Here is a 21224-nt window from a genome sequence, read left to right as displayed (position 1 = left end):
ATATACCCAAAAGCTGAACTAAAGCCAATCATTACTCAGAATTTCTAACTAAGACTCTCAAAATAATCGACTAATAAAGTGGCTACAGTCAAATCTGCACTTGTTCCAGGATTCATATTGCGCTCTTTAAGTGAAGCATCCCACGCCAGTAACTGTTTTTGCGCTAATTTTGGGTTGTCAGTTGCCCAATATGCGGCTTCAACCTCATGCGCTTCATGCATAAGTTCAACAGCCAATACCTCGCCATGCTTTCGGATGACATGCGTATCTAACTGCTTTGTTAAAAAACCTAAATATAGGGCTGTAGTCGCCCAAGCCTGATTTTGCCATTTGTGCATGGCCTTTTTATAGTGCGCCATACCATAGCCTATAACATCTGAAAAAGCATTGGCATATTGCCAGGCGATGCTGTCCTTATGCTGCGCAGAAGCCATCATCTCTAACAAAGTGACATTGGGCTGCTTATGAACATCATGCACACTCGAACTGCCTAGACCCGCCGGATTCGCCAGAACAATCGCCCGAGCAGTTAATAATCCGTCATTAACACTAAGCTCGTTTAAAGTATGAACCAAGCGTTGCTGTAAACTTTGATTACCATCAACTGAAGTCAATAAAGCGGCATGAATCAACGGTGCGCATAATAGAATAATGCCCAAATTGGTATTCAACCCTACCGCTGTTTGGGTGGCTTCTACCGCACTGAATATCCGCTCGCCTACACTTAAGTTTGGTTTGGTTATTTCAACCGCAGAAATATCTGCACTTTTGATAAAGTCATATATCGTCATGCCGTGACCATCTGCAAAAACATGTACATTGCCTGGCTTGATGGCTTGCAACTCGGCCATGCAGGCGCTCTGGTACGCGATTACCAGTTGTTCAGAAGTCAATTAGTTATCTCTCCAATTTTTCTCAAGCAATCATCTACCAATAACTGCGCGATATTAATCTCAGCTACGCTCTGCAAGCCTTTCCAAGCAGGAATACTGTTTACTTCTAACACATAGTATTGGCCACCAGCCGCTTGAATAATATCAACACCACAATAGTCAATATCCAGTGCTGAAGCTGCCTGTAGCGCAAGCGTCGATAACTGTTCACTTTCAGCCACTTTTTCACAACGACCACCTGCGGCTATGTTGTTTACCCAAGTATTTCCGACCCGTTTCATGGCAGCAACTACTCTGCCACCAATCACAAATACCCTGTAATCATGCGGTGCAACATTTCCATCAATCATCGGCGTTTCAATCAATTGCTGCAAATAATAAACACCATCTACAAACTGTTGCATAGGCACAGGTAAGGACTCTTTGGCTAAAAGCTTGCGAACACCCAGCCCTTGGGAGCCAAATAAAGGCTTCAATACTAGCGTTTGATTATTTTGCGCGGCAATCTGACGAATATTTTCTACTTGCGACCTGGATTCAGCCACCCAAGTTGGCGGTGTTGATATACCGTTTTTTTTCAATAAAAAGCTGGTCATAGCTTTATCCACCGTACGTTCTATTGCTTTCACATCATTGTAAATTTTGACATTTAGCATAGAGAGCATGTGCAATACGTTTAAACGCGTAATCACTTGCTGCATAGTGCCACCAGCAACGCCACGCACAAATACCATGGGGGGCAATAGATTAAAGCCTGGAATCTGGATAGTTGGGCTTGTACCGGATAGATTAATGACACATTCCTGCAGTGACAAAAAAACGGCATCGACACCGCGAACGGCAAAAGCCTCTTTTAAACGCGCCCCATGCCAGCCAGCATCGTCAGTAAAAATAGGGATTTTCAAAAGCAGCTTTACAAATTAATTAGCAAAAGATAGCGCAATTAAATCAACATTTAATTGGCCACCCTCAAAGACCTTCCCTGTTTGCAGATTGGTAATAGTTACTTTAGCTGGGCTAAATAACATAGGGTCAATCTTGTAAAAATCCATATTGTAAAACTTGAATACCTGGGCAAATGTTTTACCGTAATCTTTAGAAGAGCTACTAGGCAAGTTTAATGCCAGTTCTGCAGCAGCAGTGTCATCACAACTTACTTGCAAACTCACTTCTCCACCAAATAGAATCGCATCGTTGGTGCGCCCCATAGCCGTCATAAAGTCTTTGGAAACTGGTGGCAACACTGCTACACCAGAGCCGCTTACAATATTAGCAAGTGGAAAATGTAGCGTATGCGCTTTATGCAAAGCTACCTCTAATACACGGCCAACGATTTGCACAACCCCTGCAATACTGGTGGTCGGGGTTAAAATAACCGTTAAATTTTCCGCTGGAATTTGCGTATCGCGGACAATTTTTTCAATTACCTGAATCGGCGGAATTTTATCGGTTTCCAGCACAATACAAGTGCTAGTTGCGCTGTCTTTGTATTCCAGCTCTTTAAATAATTCTTCACGCTGCGCCAGTGCGCGCGCGGGACCTGAACCTAATGAGAAAAACTTTTCGTGACTGAGCGCCCAACCTGCATATTGGCTAGCCAAACAAGCTAATACCGGCTGTGCCGAAGTTACCGCAATTGCATCATCAAAGCCTGCAAAACGCTTATCTGCTTGCAGCTTTACCTCGCCCAACCCACCCATACAAATCTCGGCAATTAAACGCCCGGCTTCGGCGCATCCTGAATGCTGAATTCCTGCGTCAATAATGGTACAGCCAGACTCATGCGTAGAAATACCCAATTGCAAAGTGTCGGCATCAGCGATTAATTTTTCCACCAAAAGATTGGCAAGCTGATTCACGCTTAGGCTATTAGTACCAGAGTTTATCGAATTTTGTTTAGTCATAAAGCAATTTCCCTTTTAATGTGTTCGCTCTTTGCAACACCAGTTGATGGGCTGTGGTGGCCTTACCAGCTTCCGCTAGTACAGAACAAATTGGATCATTCATTTGAATATTAACACTGGATTCATCACGCCCAACATACGGAATGTCTGCGACCCAATCAGGCCAGGCAAAATCTGAGGCGATTTCCATAGTTTTTTGTGCATACAACGTCATTTGCGCTTTTGAATCATTTGCTAGTGGAAAATCTAACAATTGGCCTTTGCAAGCCTGAATGTGAGTTTGCAACAAGTTCGGGTAGAGATGAAAAGTGGCGCTTAAACGAGGATTTAATTCTAATATCCACAATTCATCCCCCTCAACAACAGCATCCAAGCTGTTAATACCTCGCAAACCTAACGCTGCGCTTAATTGCTGAGCAGCGTGAACCAGCTTTTGTTGCGCTTGCTTAGGTAAAGCCACATTACTTACTGCCCCGGCAAAACGATATGGCAACTCGTCTGTTGGTGATATTAACTGGAGGTTAAACCCAATGATTTTTGCAGTTTCTCCGTCAGCAACAAATAATAATGAAATTGGCTCCCCATCAACCTGGCGTTGGAAATAATCACCTACCAATGCATACTTAACCGGCTTTACATGTAAACCACCATTGCCACCAAGCTGCTTGCATAGCCAATTTTCTGTATTACCAGGCAAATCCAATCGTACTTCTGGGTGTTGGATATTCAAATTATCAAGCAGCACAAAAAAATCTAAACTCTTTACAAGCTGCATCGTTTCAGGGTTGTTGCCTATTATCGAAACCTGCTCAGCAACCCATGACAATAGCGCCGGTGCCGCATCAAATAAGCTGCCGTATAAAAAACCTGCCACATCATCCAGGCAAATTTTTGAAAAAACCCGCTTGAAATCATCTGTATCTACACCCTGCTCACTAAAACGCACTTTAAAACATTGTTCAGCAACATTTCGCGTATCTGCATCGGCAAAAGCGTCAAGCGTAATCACTTGATACCCGCAAGACTTCGCCGCCTGCGCATAGCCGCGCGCCGATGTCATTGCAATTATTAGCTTGCTAGGCACGAGCTTGAGTCAAGCTACGCGCCATCTCGAATGCTGCCATAAACTCCAAATAACATGGCTTTTCTGCAGACAGCATTTGTTTCAATAAATTATGCTGAGTGGAGTACTTTAAGTTACCTATAGCTAAGGCGCCAATGCCAATAACATTGGTCGCCGCAATTGCCACGCCATCAGCCATTACATCCACGCCTTCTGCACTGGTTGGGGCAACAGCATTCACATCGGCAATGATTTTCAAAGTTTTAGACTGTGCAATCTGGGTTACGGACATCACACGGACACCAGCCGCCACCGCACATAGCACGACATCTACATTGTTTAATACTGACTGTTTTAAAGTATCGTTTGAGCCATCCGCATAACCTATTTCTGACCCGTATCGCCGGTTATAACTATCAGCCTTAATACGCACGTCATCTATACTTCTATGCGCCACCAGCACAACTTTCGCCCCCAAATTAGCTGCGATTACTGCCACACAACCGCCTACAGGGCCAGTTGCACCAAAAACGGCCACCTTCTTATCCGCTAAAGTTGTCTGAAAATGTTTTTTAAGATGAAATTCCACCTTTGCCACCATCGCGGCTGCCGTAGTAAATGCACCTGATGGATCAGCAAATGCGGACACCTGAAACGGCGGGAACATCGCTTTTTTAGCGGCGTCCAGCATATCCATCGCCAAGTCTATATCACGCCCACCAATAAATAACGCCTCTCGCTTAATACCAGATGGACTTCGCGAAAAAATCGCATCTTGCGTCAATCCAGCTATTTCAGAAAGTGAGATATTGGTATAAGACATGATCTTATCGAAACCCGCATCATAGGCCATGTTGACATCAAACGGGCTTGCGTTTTTAGCCGCTGTGATCAAATGCAAAATACTGACTTTTTCCATAATTTTAAATATCTCTTGAAGAATTTTTAATGAAGGCTCTTATAAATTTTATGCTTGTATTATTTCCGCGCCGTGATTGTTAGCACTACAAATTACCCATGTTAAATTAGATTCAGCAAAAGTAATTTTAAGTTGCTGCAGATGCTTTTCTGCTTCAGCTAAATTTTCAAACACAGCAAAACCTGTTGGGCCCCAAGAGCTTTGTCCAAGACAAGCTACACCGGTACTTTCCAAATATTGCAATACTGCACCCACCTTCTTGCTGGCATAGCGCCCGCCCTGAGCGGGGGCAAAATAATCACCGACATGCCCCTGCAATTCCCGAATACTGCGACCAAAGGTATTTAAATCTTGTTCAACCAACGCTGGCATCGCCTGCATCAGTACCGAGCGACATAAATGTGCCGCCAGGTTTTCTGAAAAAACCGGCAACTTATTAAACGCAACCAATTCCTCTTCGCCATGAATACCTGGTTGACTAGCATCAAATATCAATAAAATACGCCAATGTTCTGGAAAATCATAGCGTGCCAATAATGGCGGGACTTTTAAAGACGGTACTTTTGAAAGTACTGGTAAAGAAGCCTCCTGTAACTTATTTTCAGAAGAACTATGCAAGCCTGAAACCCGCCCGCCGTCAATCAATAATCCACCAGAATTAAATGCTGCGATGCCAATCCCAGAGCGACTGCCACGTCCAGTCAGTTCAGCTATTTGTACAACGTTTAAATTTAATTGATATAACCTACTTATAGCCGCCCCAATCGCTAAGGAAAACTGCGTACCCGAACCTAAGCCCGCATGCTGAGGAATGCATTGTTTAACATTAAGGTTAACGGCACCATTAAGACTAAGTTTAGTGATAATTTTTTGTGCAATATCAAACGCGTGCTGACTTGCCAAGCCGGTGACCAAAAGTTTATCGGAGGGGTTTGCCGTTAATTCCACACTAGGGGTTGTTAAACTTAACCCTATACTGCCAAACTTCCGCCCTAAGCCGCCATGTAAATCAAAAAAACCCATATGCAAACGAGCTGTGCTTTTAACTGTAATTTTTGTTGGTATTACGTTTGCCATAAATTTTTCACAATTATGTTACTTTTTGCTATGTAGCCGATTTGGCAGACATATTATCGAATTTCTAATGTGCATTTTAGCTGACAGTGATGACTTTTCATACGTCAACACCTGTACCACACAAATTTTTAGCCTCTAGCGTGTATTTTCAGGTGACAGCGACTACTTATTTAGGCAAAATGTAACTTAAATGTAAAACAAAATTTAATTCCCTCGTTCGAACATCTAAGGAACTATCATGTCAGCTCACGTTATTCCATTTGAAAACCTCAGAAACATAGACGTACCCTCAGTTGGCGGTAAAAATGCCTCCCTTGGCGAGATGATTTCGCAATTATCGGCAAAGGGCGTGCGAGTGCCGACAGGCTTTGCAACCACGGCAGATGCATACCGTGAGTTCTTAGCCCAAAATGGTTTAGACGTCAAAATTAATGCAGCACTTGATGCTTTGAACGTAGACGATACGCAAGCGCTCGCCATCTGTGGCAAGCAAGTGCGTGAATGGATTATGGCTGCACCCTTTCCAGCCGCGCTAGACAAAGCAATTGCTGAAAACTATGCAACGCTCACTGCCAAATCTGGCAATGGCGCAACTTTTGCAGTACGTTCATCTGCTACCGCAGAAGATTTGCCTGATGCTTCCTTTGCAGGCCAGCAAGAATCATTTTTAAACATTCAAGGTTTAGATAACATTTTGCACGCCATTAAAGAAGTATTTGCTTCTTTATATAATGACCGTGCGATTTCATACCGCGTGCACAAAGGTTTTGTACATGCCGATGTAGCGCTTTCAGCGGGCGTGCAACAAATGGTGCGTTCAGACATTGGCTGTGCTGGCGTGATGTTCACCATAGACACTGAATCTGGATTTAAAGATGTAGTGTTTATTACTTCATCATACGGTCTGGGTGAAACCGTTGTACAGGGTGCAGTAAATCCTGACGAATTCTATGTACACAAGCCAACTCTGGCACAAGGCAAGCCTTCTATTGTTCGCCGCACTATGGGTTCAAAACTCATCAAAATGGTGTTTAGCGATGCCACACGTGCGGGTAAAAGCACCCATACTATTGAAGTAGATTCTGCAGATAGTGACCGTTATTCACTTTCAAATGAAGATGTTTTAGAGTTAGCACTCTATGCCATGACGATTGAAACACACTACGGCTGTCCAATGGATATTGAATGGGGTAAAAACGGGGTTGATAACAAACTGTATATCTTGCAAGCACGTCCAGAAACCGTAAAGTCTCAAGAATCTTTAAGCAATGTGACTGAGACTTTCAAACTGAACAAACATAGCGAAAAACCATTAGTAGTAGGTCGTGCTGTGACACAAAAAGTAGGTGTTGGCCCTGTACGCATTGTGTTAGACCCAGCGGATATGCATTTAGTACAACCTGGTGATGTATTAGTCGCAGATATGACAGACCCGAACTGGGAGCCAGTCATGAAACGTGCCAGTGCACTCGTGACTAACCGTGGCGGCCGTACATGCCATGCTGCAATTATTGCCCGTGAATTAGGCATTCCTGCGATTGTAGGTTCTGTTAACGCCACTGATGTGTTACGTGAAGGTGAAATCGTCACGGTATCATGTGCTGAAGGGGAATCAGGTTTTGTCTATCATGGTGCAATTGAGTATGAAGTGAGTAGTCAAGCCACCGCAACACTTCCGCCAGCACCTTGCAAAATCATGATGAACGTTGGCAACCCTGACATGGCGTTTGGTTTTGCAAAAACACCAAATGATGGCGTGGGTTTGGCACGTTTGGAATTTGTCATCAACAATATGGTGGGCATACATCCTAAAGCTATTTTAAATGTTGATGCAATGCCGCATGCGATTCAAACCACCATTAAAAACCGTGCACGTGGTTACGCTTCACCTAAACAGTTCTATATTGATAAAGTGGCTGAAGGTGTAGCTACCATTGCTGCTGCTTTTTATCCAAAACCAGTGATTGTGCGTACTTCAGACTTTAAATCAAATGAATACAAAAAACTGGTGGGCGGTGAGATTTACGAGCCAGATGAAGAAAATCCAATGATTGGCTTCCGCGGCGCGGCACGTTATATGGCAGAAGACTTCAAAGAATGCTTTGCCATGGAATGTACTGCCATGAAAAAAGTACGTGATGAAATGGGTTTAACTAACGTTGAGTTAATGATTCCTTTTGTACGTACACTTGAAGAAGCCAAAGCAGTGACTGAAATCATGGCTGCCAACGGGCTTAAACGTGGTCAAAATGGCTTGCGCCTGATTATGATGTGTGAAATTCCATCTAATGCATTGCTTGCAGAAGAATTCCTGCATTATTTTGATGGTTTCTCAATTGGCTCGAACGACCTGACACAACTGACATTAGGTATGGATAGAGACTCAGGCATTTTAGCGGATGGCTTTGACGAGCGTAATGATGCTGTGAAAGAACTCATTAAAATGGCGATTCACACTTGTAACCGCCTAGGCAAATACGTAGGTATTTGCGGCCAGGGTCCTTCTGACCACCCTGACTTTGCAGAATGGTTGGTCGCTGAAGGCATACAATCAATGTCACTTAACCCTGATACGGTTGTTACTACATGGCAAAGACTAGCTAAAAAATAAAAAGGGTAACTGTAATGCTAAAACGCACTGTATTTTTCATCTCAGACGGTACTGGCATTACTGCAGGGGCCTTGGGTAAACTACTGGAGCACTTTCCAGGCACCAATTTTACCCAAGTACGCCTACCCTTTACCGATACGCTAGATAAAATCAAGCTCGCTCAAGATGCCATCTTAAACGCTGCAGAGGAAGATGGGGGTCGACCTGTTGTCATTATGACATTAGGGAATATTGAACTAAGAAGTACCCTAAAAGAATCCAACGCTTATTTTATTGACTTGTTCAATACATTTATCGACCCTCTAAGTTTGGAATTGGATCAAAAGCCACTTAGAGGTGCCGGTATTGCGCACAGTGTCATGGGAAGTAAATACAACGACCGCATGGAGGCCGTTAACTTTACATTGAATCATGATGACGGCATGACTAACTCAGGTCTTGAAGAGGCTGATGTCATTTTAATAGGTGTTTCACGTTGCGGCAAAACCCCTACCAGCGTTTACCTAGCCATGCAGTTTGGAATCAAGGCGGCTAATTACCCATTGATTCCAGAGGACTTTGAACGCGGGTCTTTACCAGCCGTGTTACATAAACACCTGGATAAGATATTCGGCCTCACCATCAAGCCGGAACGTCTACACGCTGTTCGCAACGAGCGTAGGTCTGGTAGTTTTTATGCCTCAATAGAGAATTGCCGTAAAGAAATTGTTACAGCAGAAAACCTGATGCGGAATGCAGGCATTACATGGGCAGATTCAACCAGTCGTTCAGTAGAAGAGCTTTCAGCAATTATTATGGAAAAAACGCGTAAAGCGTCTTAAATAATCCTAAAAAGGATATTTTTTTAGTTCGCTTGCTCCAAAACCCAAGCAGGAAAGCGCTTCTGGCGTTTTCCTGCTTATTAAAATCAATACTTACTTCAAACCTGATTTAATTCTATCTAGAATTTCAGCTGAATCTGGCTTCACATCACTACTAAAGGCATACACGTCTTTGCCACCAGGCAAAATTACGTATTTGTAGAAATTCCATTGAGGTTGCTGGCCAGTCTTTGCAATCAATTGCTTGTAAAACGGATTTGCATTTGCTCCTGTGACTGAGCTTTTCGTCATCATAGGAAATTTAACCGAATAAGTCAGTTTACAAAAATCGCCTATTTGCTTATCGTTACCTGGCTCCTGCTTAAAATCATTTGATGGGAAACCTACCACTAACAATCCCTTACTTTTATATTTGCTGTACAAACCTTCAAGCGCGTCAAATTGGGGCGTGAAACCACATTTACTCGCAGTATTTACCACCAGAATTGGTTTATTCTGATAATCACAAAGATTGATTTTATCGCCCTGTAAAGTGGTTAATTGATGATTGTACAGTTCAGAACATGTCGCATTCGCCATATTTGATGCCCCCAAAAATAGTATAGCCAACAGAATTGCTTTCATTTTATCCCGTCCAAATATAAATAATTTAAATTAAAATTTTACCTACGAATACGACTGAATATTAAATATTTCGTTCTCCACTCTGTCGTATTTGCACAATACAACACTAGGTCTACATTGGTGCGTCCGCACCTTATGCGTGCTATACCACATCAACCTTGTTAACTTAATACTAAATATAGATATAAATTTACTTAATAAAATCATAAAGATATACAACAAATAACTACTTGGCACGTCTATTGCTTTTAGAAAACTAACTACTATATTTAAGCTGCCATGTTAAGAGTGATGATTGTTGATAATGATTTGGAGCGCACCAAACCACTCAAGCAATCATTGCTAGATACTGGATATGAAGTAGTTGCACATTTAAAAGACACCGTTAATTTAGATAGTGCCTGTTGTGAATTTAGACCAGACATTGTAATTATTGATACAGATTCACCGAGTCGTGACACTTTGGAAAACATTTGTGTAATGACTATGCATGATCCGCGACCGATTATGATGTTTACGCATGATGATGACAAAGAGCAAATGAAGTTGGCGACAAAAGCTGGGGTTTGCGCTTATGTGGTGGGTAGTATTCCAAACGAGCGTTTACGGCCCGTAATTGATGCGGCAGTCGCACGGTTTGAAGAATTTAAAGATTTGCGTGATGCCCTGAATGAGGCTAATACCAAACTTAGTGAACGCAAGGTGATTGAGCGTGCAAAAGGGTTAATTATGAAACAGCGTAATATTGATGAAGACGAGGCTTATACCTTATTACGCAATATGGCGATGCAAAAACATATACGGATAGGTAAGTTGTCAGAACAAATTATTGAAGCAGCCAAATTGTTGCTTTGATTAAAGATTAAGTTGATAAACACAGAAGCCCAGCGACGGGTCTATTGGTTAAACAACTCTAAATTAAACATGAAATATTGAGCCAAAGCTGGCTCGCACTAACAAGTAGTTCAAGGCAAAGGCGTCTTGATAATGAAATGATTCTTATTTTTAAGAGTTGATTCATTATCAGACGCCATTTTTTATGGGCCAAATTTTTAGATGAATAGCTTTAGATTGATTTATTTTAGGAGAAAAAAATGAGCACTTACGACAGCACCCCAGATATGAACGTTAAACCTGTTATAGAAAATAGTAACTCTGTAAACAATGGTCGCCGTGATTTTTTTCGCACCACTGCTGCGGGTGCCTTCGGCGCAGCTACAGTGATGGGTCTAGTGCCAAAAAGCATCAGTACTCAAGCTTATGCAGCAGGCTCTGATGCTCCTGAAATTACCGAAGTAAAGATTGGTTTTATTCCACTTACAGATTGTGCCCCTATCGTTGTAGCTGCCGAAATGGGTTTTGATAAGAAATATGGCATCAAAATCACTCCTTCCAAGGAAGCATCTTGGGCCGCTATTCGCGATAAAACCGTTAATGGCGAGTTACATGCAGCACATGTTTTATACGGCCTGGTTTATGGCGTGCAACTCGGTATCGGTGGTCAGCAAAAAGACATGGCGGTGCTGATGACGCTTAACCATAATGGGCAAGGAATCACTTTAGCTAATCAACTGAAAGATAAGGGTGTTAAAGATGGTCATAGCCTAAAGCGATTGCTAGATAATGAAAACCGAGACTTCACTTTTGCACAAACATTTCCTACTGGCACGCATGCCATGTGGCTTAACTACTGGCTTGCAGCCAATGGTATTAACCCCGTTAAAGATGTAAAAACGATTGTCGTACCGCCACCGCAAATGGTCGCCAATATGCGTATTGGCAATATGGATGGCTATTGCGTAGGTGAGCCTTGGAATGCCCGTGCGATTTATGACAAGGTAGGTTATACCGTTGCCACTTCACAAGACATTTGGGTGGACCATCCTGAAAAGGTATTAGGTACTACTGCCGAATTTGTGGCAAAAAATCCAAACACTTCGCGTGCCATGATTATGGCCATTTTAGACGCCTGTCGCTACATAGAAGCCACTGAAAACCGAGCCAAAGTTGCTAAATTGATTTCTGGTAAAGCTTACGTGAATGCACCAGAAGAAGTAATTGCCGGTCGCTTTATTGGTGATTATGACAATGGCATTGGCAAAAAGTGGAAAGACCCTAACTTCATGAAGTTTTTTGAAGACGGCAAGGTGAACTTCCCATACCTGTCAGATGGCATGTGGTTCCTGACACAGCATAAACGCTGGGGCTTGCTAAAAGCAGATCCTGATTATTTGGCAGTGGCTAGCAAAATCAACCAAGTGAAGCTGTATTCTGAAGCAGCATCACAACTAGGCATTAGCGTGCCTAAAGATGTTATGCGTACAAGCAAGCTAATGGATGGCGTGGTGTGGGATGGTAAAAATCCAGCGGCCTATGCGGCCTCATTCAAAATAAAAGCCTAAAGATGACTTAAAAGAAATTAAGGAGCAACTATGAGCGCAATCAGCATAAGTAAAGAGAGCTTAAAAATCATCATGAAAAACAAAGACACAATTTTAAGAAAAAAAGAATCAGTCACTAATTCTGAGATTCCAAAAGTTACTGGCATCACTAATAACAAGTCCAGCTACCTAAATGTTCAGGTTTATAGTTTCTTTAAATGGTTATTACCTCCTGTCTTTGGCATTTTGATGTTGCTTGCAATTTGGACATTGATCTCGCATCAATCACCGAACTTGCCTGGGCCTCTCAAAACATGGAGCTCTGCTGTTGCGTTATTTAGTGACCCTTTTTATGACCATGGCCCTAATGACAAAGGTGTTGGCTGGAATATTGTTGCTTCGCTGCAACGTGTGGCTCTGGGTTTTGGGCTAGCTGCGTTAATCGGCATTCCGCTAGGGTTCATTATCGGCCGTTTTAACTTTATATCACGCATGGCTGCACCAGTCATTAGCTTGCTTCGCCCGGTATCACCACTAGCATGGCTACCTATCGGACTTCTTGTTTTTAAAGCGGCGAATCCCGCAGCAATTTGGGTAATCTTCATTTCAGCAATTTGGCCAATGATCATCAACACATCAGTAGGCGTAAGCAAGGTGCCGCAAGACTACATGAATGTAGCTAAGGTGTTAAATCTGAGTGAGTGGAAAATTTTCACCAAGATACTGTTTCCCTTTGCTTTACCTTACATGATGACAGGTGTGCGTCTTTCAATCGGCGTGGCATGGCTGGTGATTGTTGCTGCTGAAATGCTCACTGGTGGCGTTGGTATTGGATTCTGGGTGTGGGATGAATGGAACAATTTGAATGTGGAACATATCATCATTGCAATTTTTGTTGTGGGTTTTGTTGGCTTGCTTTTAGAACTAGCGCTGACACAAATCGCTAAAAAATTCAGTTATGAGTAATTGATCTACAAAACTAATTAGAAAACCAATTAATTAAATTTTAGGAATTATCATGGAAAAAACACTGACTACTGAAAAAGCTAACTCCGACAGATATGTACAGTTAGAGAATGTCGATATGACATTTTCCACTAAAAAAGGTGACTTCAATGCATTAAAAAATATCAACCTCAGCATTAGAGAAGGTGAGTTTGTCTCAATTATTGGTCACTCAGGTTGCGGGAAGTCTACTGTATTAAATCTCATTGCAGGATTAACACAACCTACAGAGGGGTTGCTTTTCTGTGCAGGTCGAGAAATTGCCGGACCAGGACCGCAACGTGCAGTAGTTTTTCAAAACCATTCACTACTGCCATGGCTCACCTGTTATGAAAATGTTTATCTGGCAGTAGAGCGTGTATTTGGCACCAGCGCTGAAAAGAAAGAGCCTAAAACTCAACTTAAAACTCGCACTAATGCCGCGCTAGAGCTTGTTGGTTTAACCCACGCGACCGATAAACGTCCGAATGAAATTTCTGGCGGTATGAAGCAGCGCGTTGGCATTGCGAGAGCTTTAGCAATGGAGCCAAAAGTATTGTTGCTTGACGAACCGTTCGGCGCGTTGGATGCCTTAACCCGCGCTAACTTACAAGATGAGCTCATGAAGATAATGGCGAAATCTGGCTGTACTGCGGTAATGGTCACCCATGACGTAGATGAGGCAATTCTGCTCTCTGACCGTGTAGTGATGATGACTAATGGCCCATCCGCAGGCATTGGCGAGATTCTAGAAGTAAATCTACCTAGGCCAAGGGCGCGCTTGGCACTTGCTGAAGATACAGACTACAACCATTTGCGTAGCGAAGTATTACGATTCTTATATGAACGCCATGCAAAAAAAGCTGCTTAAGCATTCAATACAGAAATATATTACATTCAATAAGGAATCTCACGTGAAACAAAATCTTACATTCAAGTTAAATTTTCTGATGGCTTGCACAGGACTAGCAATCGCAAGCATGGCGCAATCGGCTTATGCGGATGAGCAGACTGAGCCTGAATACACGTTCCTTGATTCAATTAAGGAAGGTAAACCAATGACTAGCTTCAGGTTTCGTTATGAAAACGTACAGCAAGATGGCAATGCGCCAGTACTTACGCCAGCCAGAGCACTGGAAGATGCAAATGCTTTTACTTTGCGTAGTTTGATTGGCTGGCAAACCTCCCCTTTTCATAATTTCAGCCTTGCCGCTCAGCTAATTAATGTGGCAAAACTAAATGACAATTACAATGATGGCACCAGCTTTACGCCCATTAATGCTGCATCAAATCAGCCTGATAGACTTGGTTTTGCTAAAGTAGTTGACCCTGATCAAACCAATATCAATCAGGCTTACATTGACTGGATGGGGATTAAAAATACCAAATTTCGTTTGGGCCGCCAGCAAACAAATTTGGACAACATGCGTTTTATTGGCGACATTGGCTTTAGGCAAGTGATGCAAGTTTTTGACGGTATTTCCGTGACTAATAAAACCATTCCTGATACCAATGTATATTTAGCGCACTTTGAGTCGGTTAATCAAATCAATACCAGATATCGCACCGCAGGTGCTTTAGAGATTGCAAATATGAAATACAGCATTTCTCCTACAGAAAGTATTACTGGGTATGGCTATTTTTCAAGGTTTGACGACTTAGGGTTTGGCAATGGCTGGTTTGGTGCAGGCACGTTAAATAACAACGGGAAACTCAATGCTATTGCTAATCAATCCAACAAAACATTAGGTTTGCGTTTAGATGGAATCCATCCGTTTAACCCAAATTTAAGAGCGCTTTACACTGCGGAATACGCAAAACAAACCGATTACTCAGGCGGCGACAGCCGTATAGATGCGCATTATTACAAATTAGGCGGTGGTGTCGGTATCGATGCTTTCAATATTCGCATCGACCATGAAAAGCTCTCAAGCAATAATGGAAAATTCTCATTCCAAACGCCATTTGGCACTAACCATTTGTTTCAAGGCTGGGTTGATAAGTTCTTGGCAACTCCTGGAGATGGCATTAAGGATACATTTATCACAGCAACTTATCGCCTGGATGACTTCATGTTCTTTGCGGATTATCACCTCATCAATGCTGACCAGGATTTTGCCAAAGTTGGCGGTGGCACAGGAAATAAATACGGCAAAGAATGGAATGCTGCCGTTACTTACAACGTGAATAGCAACATCATGACCAAGCTGGAATACGGTAAATTTACTGAAAGTGACCAATACAATGCTGGTCGCATCAGGGATACCGATAAGTTGTGGCTAACCGCGATGTACACGTTTTAATTTGCTATTCAATAGCATCAATAAGATAAAAAATATGCAGAAAACTCCATCAAAGATGAAACTAGTAGTAGTGGGTAACGGTATGGCAGGTATGCGTACGGTTGAGGAACTATTAAAAATAGCACCTGAACTTTATGACATTACTGTGTTTGGTGATGAGCCCTACCCTAACTACAACCGCATCATGCTATCGCCAGTGTTGGCGAATGAGCAAACTGTTGATGACATTATCTTAAATACCCGTGAATGGTATGCAGAACACAACATCACGTTGTACACAAATGCACGTATCAATAAGATTGATCGCAAAAATCGCGTGGTATATACGGAAGATGGAACAAGTGCGGAATATGACCGGTTGCTGCTGGCTACAGGCTCAAAACCTTTTATGTTGCCAATTCCAGGGAAGGATTTAGAGGGCGTGATTGGTTATCGCGACATTAAAGATACTAACGAGATGATAGCCACAGCAAAAACGCATAAACATGCGGTGGTGATTGGTGGCGGCTTGCTTGGTCTGGAGGCAGCTAACGGCCTGAAAATTCAGGGCATGGAAGTAACAGTGGTACACAAAAATGAATGGCTATTAGAAAAGCAGCTTGATAAAACCGCAGGAAAAATGCTGCAAAAGAATCTGGAAGCTAAAGGCCTTAATTTCTTACTGCAAAAAAATACCGAACTGTTAATTGGTGATACCCCTGATGCTAATGGAAAGTGCCGAGTCAAAACTGCGCGCTTTACTGATGGCCTGGAAATTGCTGCCGATTTAGTGGTAATGGCAATAGGCATACGCCCAAACTTCGCACTGGCTGAATCTGCCGGAATTTATTGTAACAAAGGTATTGTGGTGAACGACACCATGCAAACTTATGACCCACGCATTTACGCGGTGGGTGAATGTGTTGCACACCGTGGCATTTCATATGGCCTGGTTGCACCATTATTTGAAATGGCAAAAGTATGTGCAACCCACTTAGCTAATTTTGGCATTGGCTTATATAAGGGCTCAGTCACTTCAACAAAATTAAAGGTCACTGGCATTGATTTATTCAGCGCAGGTGATTTTACTGGTGATTCAGACACTGAAGAAATAGTTTTACACGACGCAGTAGGCGGGATATACAAAAAGCTCGTCATCAAAAATGACAAAATCATAGGCGGCGTGCTTTATGGGGATACCACGGACGGTTCGTGGTATTTTCAAATGCTTAGAGATGGCAAAGCCATTCATGAGATTCGCGACCATCTGATGTTTGGTCAAGACTCTTTGGGTAACACTGGGCATCAAGGTCAAAACAAAGCCGCAGCCATGAACAATGAAATGGAAGTATGCGGTTGTAATGGCGTGTGTAAAGGTACCATTGTAAAAGCCATTCAAGACCAAGGTCTATTCACGATAGATGATGTGAAAAAGCAGACGAAAGCAGGTTCAAGCTGTGGTTCATGCGTAGGTTTGGTGGAGCAAATACTTGCTTCTACTTTAGGCGGAGGTTACGCACCTCCATCTACCAGTAAAGCAATATGTGGCTGCTCGGATAAAAATCATGAAGAAGTGCGGGCAGAGATTCGTGCACATAAATACTTAAATATTCCAGATGCAATGAAAGGTATGGCCTGGCGCACACCAAATGGCTGCGCTACTTGTCGACCTGCGCTTAATTATTATCTGCTTTCTAGCTGGCCACATGAGGCTGTAGACGATCCACAATCACGTTTTATTAACGAGCGTGTACACGCCAACATTCAAAAAGATGGCACATTTTCAGTCATCCCGCGTATGTATGGCGGTGTTACCACGCCAGATCAATTACGTAAAATTGCTGATGTGGCAGATAAATATGCAGTGCCGATGGTGAAAGTCACAGGCGGTCAGCGCATTGATTTGCTTGGAGTAAAAAAAGAAGACTTGATGGGCATGTGGAAAGACTTGGATATGCCTTCCGGCTATGCATACGCCAAAGGAATCCGCACCGTAAAAACTTGTGTTGGTTCAGAATTCTGCCGATTTGGTACTCAAAACTCCACACAAATGGGTATTGATATTGAAAAAGCATTCGATCACATGTGGGCGCCGCATAAGGTGAAGTTTGCGGTCTCAGGTTGCCCGCGCAACTGTGCTGAATCAGGTATTAAAGATGTTGGCATCATTGGGGTAGATTCGGGCTGGGAAATCTATGTAGGGGGTAACGGTGGCATTAAAACCGAAGCTGCACAGTTCCTTTGTAAGGTAAAAGGTCATGATGAAGTGCTGGAATATTCAGGCGCATTCATCCAAATCTATCGCGAAGAAGCGCGCTACTTAGACAGAACTGTACACTGGATTGAACGTGTTGGTTTAGAGTATGTAAAACAGCGCATACTGGAAGACTCTGAAGGGCGAAAAGCCGCATACGAACGATTGCTGTTCGCCCTGCAGGGTGTTGTAGACCCTTGGGCAGAACGTGTGAATAATCGCGATAAACATAAAGAGTTTGAGACGATTTCAGTTTAGTCATTTTTATTAAGAGTTTTGAAAGAAGTATATGACACATTGGGTTAAAGTCGCACCTTTAAATGAAATTCCAGCATTAGGCGCTCGTATTGTCCGTAGTAAAGGCATTGAAATTGGCGTGTTCCGCTTAGAAGATGACCGCATCTTCGCAATCAACAATCAATGCCCACACAAGGGCGGGCCATTATCGGAAGGTATTGTTTATGGCGACAAAATCGCCTGCCCGATGCATAGCTGGAAAATAAGCTTGATTGACGGAAAGGCTGAAGAACCTGATGTAGGACAAACGGCCTGCTTTAACACCAAAGTTGAAAATGGTTTTGTTTACCTGGAATTAAAAGATCCAGAATTAAAGGACCTAGAGTTATAAAGATTAACTGCTTTGATTAAACAAACCAAATCAACTTGTTGCTACTGTGGCGTGGGCTGCGGCGTCATCATTCACTCCGAAAATGACATAATTGTCGATGTCAAAGGAGATCCTGATCACCCTGCCAACTTTGGGCGTTTATGCACTAAAGGCGCTACGCTACACCTTACCGCAAAGCTTGACAATCGCTTGCTGTATCCTGAAATGCGTTTAACACGCGATGCAATCCGCAAGCGTGTTTCCTGGGATGATTCCTTAGACTATTTAACCGAGAAATTTGCGCAAACAATCGAGAAACACGGCCCCGATGCTGTAGCTTTTTATATCTCAGGTCAATTGTTGACCGAGGATTATTATGTATTTAATAAGCTTGCCAAGGGCTTGATTGGTACAAACAACGTTGACACTAATTCACGGCTATGTATGAGTTCCGCAGTCACTGGATATAAAGCAACACTGGGTGCTGATGCCCCGCCGGCCTGTTATGAAGATATTGACCATACTGATTGTTTGTTTATTGCTGGCTCAAATACTGTGTTTGCCCACCCTATTATTTTTAGGCGCATTGAAGATGCCAGGACAAAAAATCCTAACCTGAAAATAATCGTGGTGGATCCGCGCCGCACCGACACCGCACAGGCGGCTGATTTACACCTTGCGATTTTGCCAGGAACCGATGTAGCGTTATTCAATGGCATGTTACATGTGATGCTGTGGGAAGGTCTGCTTGATATGGCGTACATCAACGCCCATACCAACGGCTTTGCGGAATTGAAAGAAACCATCCGTGAATACACGCCAAAGATGGTGGCTGACATTTGCGGCGTCAAAGAAGCAGACATCATTACTGCGGCCAAATGGTTCGGCAAAGGGCCGAGTTTGTCTATGTATTGCCAAGGGCTAAATCAATCTATTCATGGTACTGATAAAAACGCCGCATTGATTAACTTGCACTTGGCCACGGGGCAAATAGGCAAGTTAGGTGCCGGGCCGCTATCACTCACAGGTCAACCTAATGCGATGGGTGGGCGCGAGGTGGGCGGCATGGCCAATCTCTTGTCTGGTCACCGTGATATGGACAATGCTGAGCATCGCGCAGAAGTAGCAAAACTCTGGAACGTAGAAAGTGTGCCAGAAACACCTGGTAAAACAGCTGTCGAGATGTTCGACGCGATTAAAGATGGCAGCATCAAAGCCATTTGGATTGCCTGCACTAACCCTGCGCATTCCATGCCAGACCTTAATAACGTACTATTAGCTTTAAACAAGGCTGAATTAGTCGTGGTACAAGATGCCTTCAGCAACACAGATACCTGCCAATATGCCGATATTTTGTTACCAGCGAGTACATGGGGCGAAAAAGAAGGCTCTGTCACCAACTCTGAGCGCCGCATTACTCATGTAAACCCAGCGGTACAACCCCCTGCCGAAGCACGTCATGATTGGGAAATTATGGTGGACTTTGCACAGCGTTTAGAAAAACGTTTGGCGACCAACCGTACCTTGGGCTTGTCGAAGGGCGCGACTAAAACCCTATTTCCTTACACTAGTGCTGAACAAATTTTTAACGAACACCGAGAAACCACACGTGGTCGTGATTTAGATATCACAGGTTTAAGCTACGCCTTACTTGATGAACAAGGCCCACAACAATGGCCATTTATTACCGGCGACGTTACTGGCAAAGCACGTCTATACGCAGATGGCATGTTTCAAAAACCGGATGGCAGAGCACAATTTGTGAATGTGACCTACAAAGGTACTGCAGATAAAACTGATGCACGTCACCCACTGCACCTGCTGACAGGTCGCCTGCGTGACCAATGGCATGGCATGAGCCGCACAGGGTCGGTTGCACAGTTATTTAATCATGCGGAAGAGGCTGTTATTCATATGAGTGCAGATGATATGACGCGACGTTCGATTAAACATGGCGACATTGTGAAAGTGAGCAATAAACGCGGAAGCTTAGTGCTGCCAGCGCAAACATCGAATGAAGTTAAACCCTCACAAACCTTTATTGCCATGCACTGGGGAAGCCAGTTTATGCATGGCTTGGGTGTAAATGCATTGATGCCTGCAGCTTTTGATAAAACCTCAAAACAGCCAGAACTCAAGCATACCGCAATTAAAATTGAAAAATTAGAGTTGCCCTGGCGCATGACGGTAATGCGCACTATTCAAGATTTAAGCTTGCTACAAAAAGTACGTGTTTTATTAACCAACTTTGAATATGCCAGTTGCGGCTTATTTGGTCGCGCCACCGAACACCACGCTGGCATGTTAGTTTTACGTGCGGCACATAAGGCAGCGCCTGAAGCCACATTAATTGCTGAAATTGATGCCATACTTGGCATGACAGATGACATGCCACTACTCAATTATATTGATGCTAAACGTGGAGTTAGCAAACGTATTCTGGTTGAAAATAATCTATCCAATAACAACCCTGAAGTTACTGGCGTCCGCTTGGTAGGCGAAACCCTGGCCTCAGACTGGTTAAAAGATATAATGACCACTGGTGAATTTAGCCCTGAGTTACGCCGCTGGGCGTTAGCGCCGCTAAGTTTGCCGCCAGCAGGTCAGCGTAGCCGCGGTAAAATCGTATGTAATTGTTTAGATGTAGCTGAAAACGACATTACTGACACCATACAACTAGGCGCAGATTTAATCACACTTCAAAATAAATTGAAATGTGGCACGGAATGTGGTTCCTGTGTGCCAGAATTAAAACGGCTAGTTCTTCAACATGGCATTAAAATTCACACACTATAGGCACTCAG

General features: G+C 43.2%; 17 protein-coding genes. 10 read left to right on the top strand and 7 right to left on the bottom strand.

Annotation, left to right across the window (positions count from 1 at the left end):
• Positions 1-44: 44 nt before the first annotated feature.
• The 6 genes from Q8J82_RS10850 to Q8J82_RS10825 are packed head-to-tail and all read right to left on the bottom strand — an operon-like array spanning position 45 to position 5856.
• The gene (locus Q8J82_RS10850; RefSeq protein WP_305328299.1) at positions 45-893 is read right to left on the bottom strand and encodes a triphosphoribosyl-dephospho-CoA synthase; all 849 of its coding nucleotides are present in this window, start codon (positions 891-893) and stop codon (positions 45-47) included.
• A complete protein-coding gene (locus tag Q8J82_RS10845; RefSeq protein WP_305328298.1) occupies positions 890-1798 on the bottom strand; it encodes a RimK family alpha-L-glutamate ligase in 909 nt (302 codons plus the stop codon). Before Q8J82_RS10845 ends, Q8J82_RS10850 begins: the two co-directional genes overlap by 4 nt.
• A gap of 15 nt (positions 1799-1813) precedes the next feature.
• On the bottom strand, positions 1814-2797 hold the full coding sequence (gene mch / locus Q8J82_RS10840) for a methenyltetrahydromethanopterin cyclohydrolase (protein ID WP_305328297.1): 984 nt from the start codon (positions 2795-2797) through the stop codon (positions 1814-1816).
• Positions 2790-3857 carry an ATP-grasp domain-containing protein gene (locus Q8J82_RS10835; protein ID WP_304891457.1) on the bottom strand — a complete coding sequence of 356 codons (1068 nt, stop codon included), beginning with the start codon at positions 3855-3857 and terminating at the stop codon, positions 2790-2792. Before Q8J82_RS10835 ends, mch begins: the two co-directional genes overlap by 8 nt.
• Positions 3858-3873: 16 nt before the next feature.
• On the bottom strand, positions 3874-4779 hold the full coding sequence (locus tag Q8J82_RS10830) for an NAD(P)-dependent methylenetetrahydromethanopterin dehydrogenase (protein WP_305328296.1): 906 nt from the start codon (positions 4777-4779) through the stop codon (positions 3874-3876).
• Between the two features lie 48 nt (positions 4780-4827).
• Entirely contained in the window at positions 4828-5856 is a 1029-nt protein-coding gene (locus Q8J82_RS10825; protein WP_305328295.1) for a beta-ribofuranosylaminobenzene 5'-phosphate synthase family protein, read from the bottom strand.
• Between the two features lie 238 nt (positions 5857-6094).
• Between Q8J82_RS10825 and ppsA the strand changes: the two genes are divergently transcribed.
• Positions 6095-8467 carry a phosphoenolpyruvate synthase gene (gene ppsA / locus Q8J82_RS10820; RefSeq protein ID WP_304908333.1) on the top strand — a complete coding sequence of 791 codons (2373 nt, stop codon included), beginning with the start codon at positions 6095-6097 and terminating at the stop codon, positions 8465-8467.
• 14 nt (positions 8468-8481) lie between these two features.
• Positions 8482-9288, top strand: a complete 807-nt coding sequence (locus tag Q8J82_RS10815) for a pyruvate, water dikinase regulatory protein (protein ID WP_305326872.1) — start codon at positions 8482-8484, stop codon at positions 9286-9288.
• Positions 9289-9381: 93 nt separating this feature from the next.
• On the opposite strand, the gene Q8J82_RS10810 is transcribed toward Q8J82_RS10815, so the two are convergent.
• The gene (locus tag Q8J82_RS10810) at positions 9382-9867 is read right to left on the bottom strand and encodes a glutathione peroxidase (protein WP_370690380.1); all 486 of its coding nucleotides are present in this window, start codon (positions 9865-9867) and stop codon (positions 9382-9384) included.
• A 324-nt stretch (positions 9868-10191) separates the two neighbouring features.
• Between Q8J82_RS10810 and Q8J82_RS10805 the strand changes: the two genes are divergently transcribed.
• The 8 genes from Q8J82_RS10805 (at position 10192) to Q8J82_RS10770 (ending at position 21216) form a co-directional block, all read left to right on the top strand.
• Positions 10192-10767 (top strand): ANTAR domain-containing response regulator, encoded by a 576-nt coding sequence (locus tag Q8J82_RS10805; protein ID WP_305328294.1) that lies wholly within the window; start codon positions 10192-10194, stop codon positions 10765-10767.
• A gap of 266 nt (positions 10768-11033) precedes the next feature.
• On the top strand, positions 11034-12314 hold the full coding sequence (locus Q8J82_RS10800; protein ID WP_370653578.1) for a CmpA/NrtA family ABC transporter substrate-binding protein: 1281 nt from the start codon (positions 11034-11036) through the stop codon (positions 12312-12314).
• Between the two features lie 30 nt (positions 12315-12344).
• Entirely contained in the window at positions 12345-13259 is a 915-nt protein-coding gene (gene ntrB / locus Q8J82_RS10795; RefSeq protein WP_304891900.1) for a nitrate ABC transporter permease, read from the top strand.
• Between the two features lie 52 nt (positions 13260-13311).
• Positions 13312-14148, top strand: a complete 837-nt coding sequence (locus Q8J82_RS10790; RefSeq protein ID WP_304908337.1) for an ABC transporter ATP-binding protein — start codon at positions 13312-13314, stop codon at positions 14146-14148.
• Between the two features lie 43 nt (positions 14149-14191).
• Complete coding sequence (locus tag Q8J82_RS10785) at positions 14192-15580, top strand: alginate export family protein (protein ID WP_304908338.1); 1389 nt, start codon at positions 14192-14194, stop codon at positions 15578-15580.
• A gap of 34 nt (positions 15581-15614) precedes the next feature.
• Entirely contained in the window at positions 15615-18071 is a 2457-nt protein-coding gene (nirB, locus tag Q8J82_RS10780; protein ID WP_305328293.1) for a nitrite reductase large subunit NirB, read from the top strand.
• A 31-nt stretch (positions 18072-18102) separates the two neighbouring features.
• A complete protein-coding gene (gene nirD, locus Q8J82_RS10775; RefSeq protein WP_304890591.1) occupies positions 18103-18441 on the top strand; it encodes a nitrite reductase small subunit NirD in 339 nt (112 codons plus the stop codon).
• 12 nt (positions 18442-18453) lie between these two features.
• Complete coding sequence (locus Q8J82_RS10770) at positions 18454-21216, top strand: nitrate reductase (protein WP_305328292.1); 2763 nt, start codon at positions 18454-18456, stop codon at positions 21214-21216.
• Positions 21217-21224 lie beyond the last annotated feature (8 nt).

Origin of the sequence: Methylotenera sp. (assembly GCF_030684185.1) — a bacterium.
Lineage (GTDB): Bacteria > Pseudomonadota > Gammaproteobacteria > Burkholderiales > Methylophilaceae > Methylotenera.
The sequence above is the reverse complement of the archived record's forward strand: the minus strand, read 5'-3'. Positions and strand labels throughout refer to the sequence as shown.

Coding starts and splice junctions, on each gene's coding strand:
- mch (WP_305328297.1), bottom strand. CDS start 2,797: ATGACTAAACAAAATTCGATAAACTCTGGTACTAATAGCCTAAGCGTG.
- Q8J82_RS10835 (WP_304891457.1), bottom strand. CDS start 3,857: ATGACATCGGCGCGCGGCTATGCGCAGGCGGCGAAGTCTTGCGGGTAT.
- Q8J82_RS10830 (WP_305328296.1), bottom strand. CDS start 4,779: ATGGAAAAAGTCAGTATTTTGCATTTGATCACAGCGGCTAAAAACGCA.
- Q8J82_RS10825 (WP_305328295.1), bottom strand. CDS start 5,856: ATGGCAAACGTAATACCAACAAAAATTACAGTTAAAAGCACAGCTCGT.
- ppsA (WP_304908333.1), top strand. CDS start 6,095: ATGTCAGCTCACGTTATTCCATTTGAAAACCTCAGAAACATAGACGTA.
- Q8J82_RS10815 (WP_305326872.1), top strand. CDS start 8,482: ATGCTAAAACGCACTGTATTTTTCATCTCAGACGGTACTGGCATTACT.
- Q8J82_RS10810 (WP_370690380.1), bottom strand. CDS start 9,867: ATGGCGAATGCGACATGTTCTGAACTGTACAATCATCAATTAACCACT.
- Q8J82_RS10805 (WP_305328294.1), top strand. CDS start 10,192: ATGTTAAGAGTGATGATTGTTGATAATGATTTGGAGCGCACCAAACCA.
- Q8J82_RS10800 (WP_370653578.1), top strand. CDS start 11,034: ATGAACGTTAAACCTGTTATAGAAAATAGTAACTCTGTAAACAATGGT.
- ntrB (WP_304891900.1), top strand. CDS start 12,345: ATGAGCGCAATCAGCATAAGTAAAGAGAGCTTAAAAATCATCATGAAA.
- Q8J82_RS10790 (WP_304908337.1), top strand. CDS start 13,312: ATGGAAAAAACACTGACTACTGAAAAAGCTAACTCCGACAGATATGTA.
- nirB (WP_305328293.1), top strand. CDS start 15,615: ATGCAGAAAACTCCATCAAAGATGAAACTAGTAGTAGTGGGTAACGGT.
- nirD (WP_304890591.1), top strand. CDS start 18,103: ATGACACATTGGGTTAAAGTCGCACCTTTAAATGAAATTCCAGCATTA.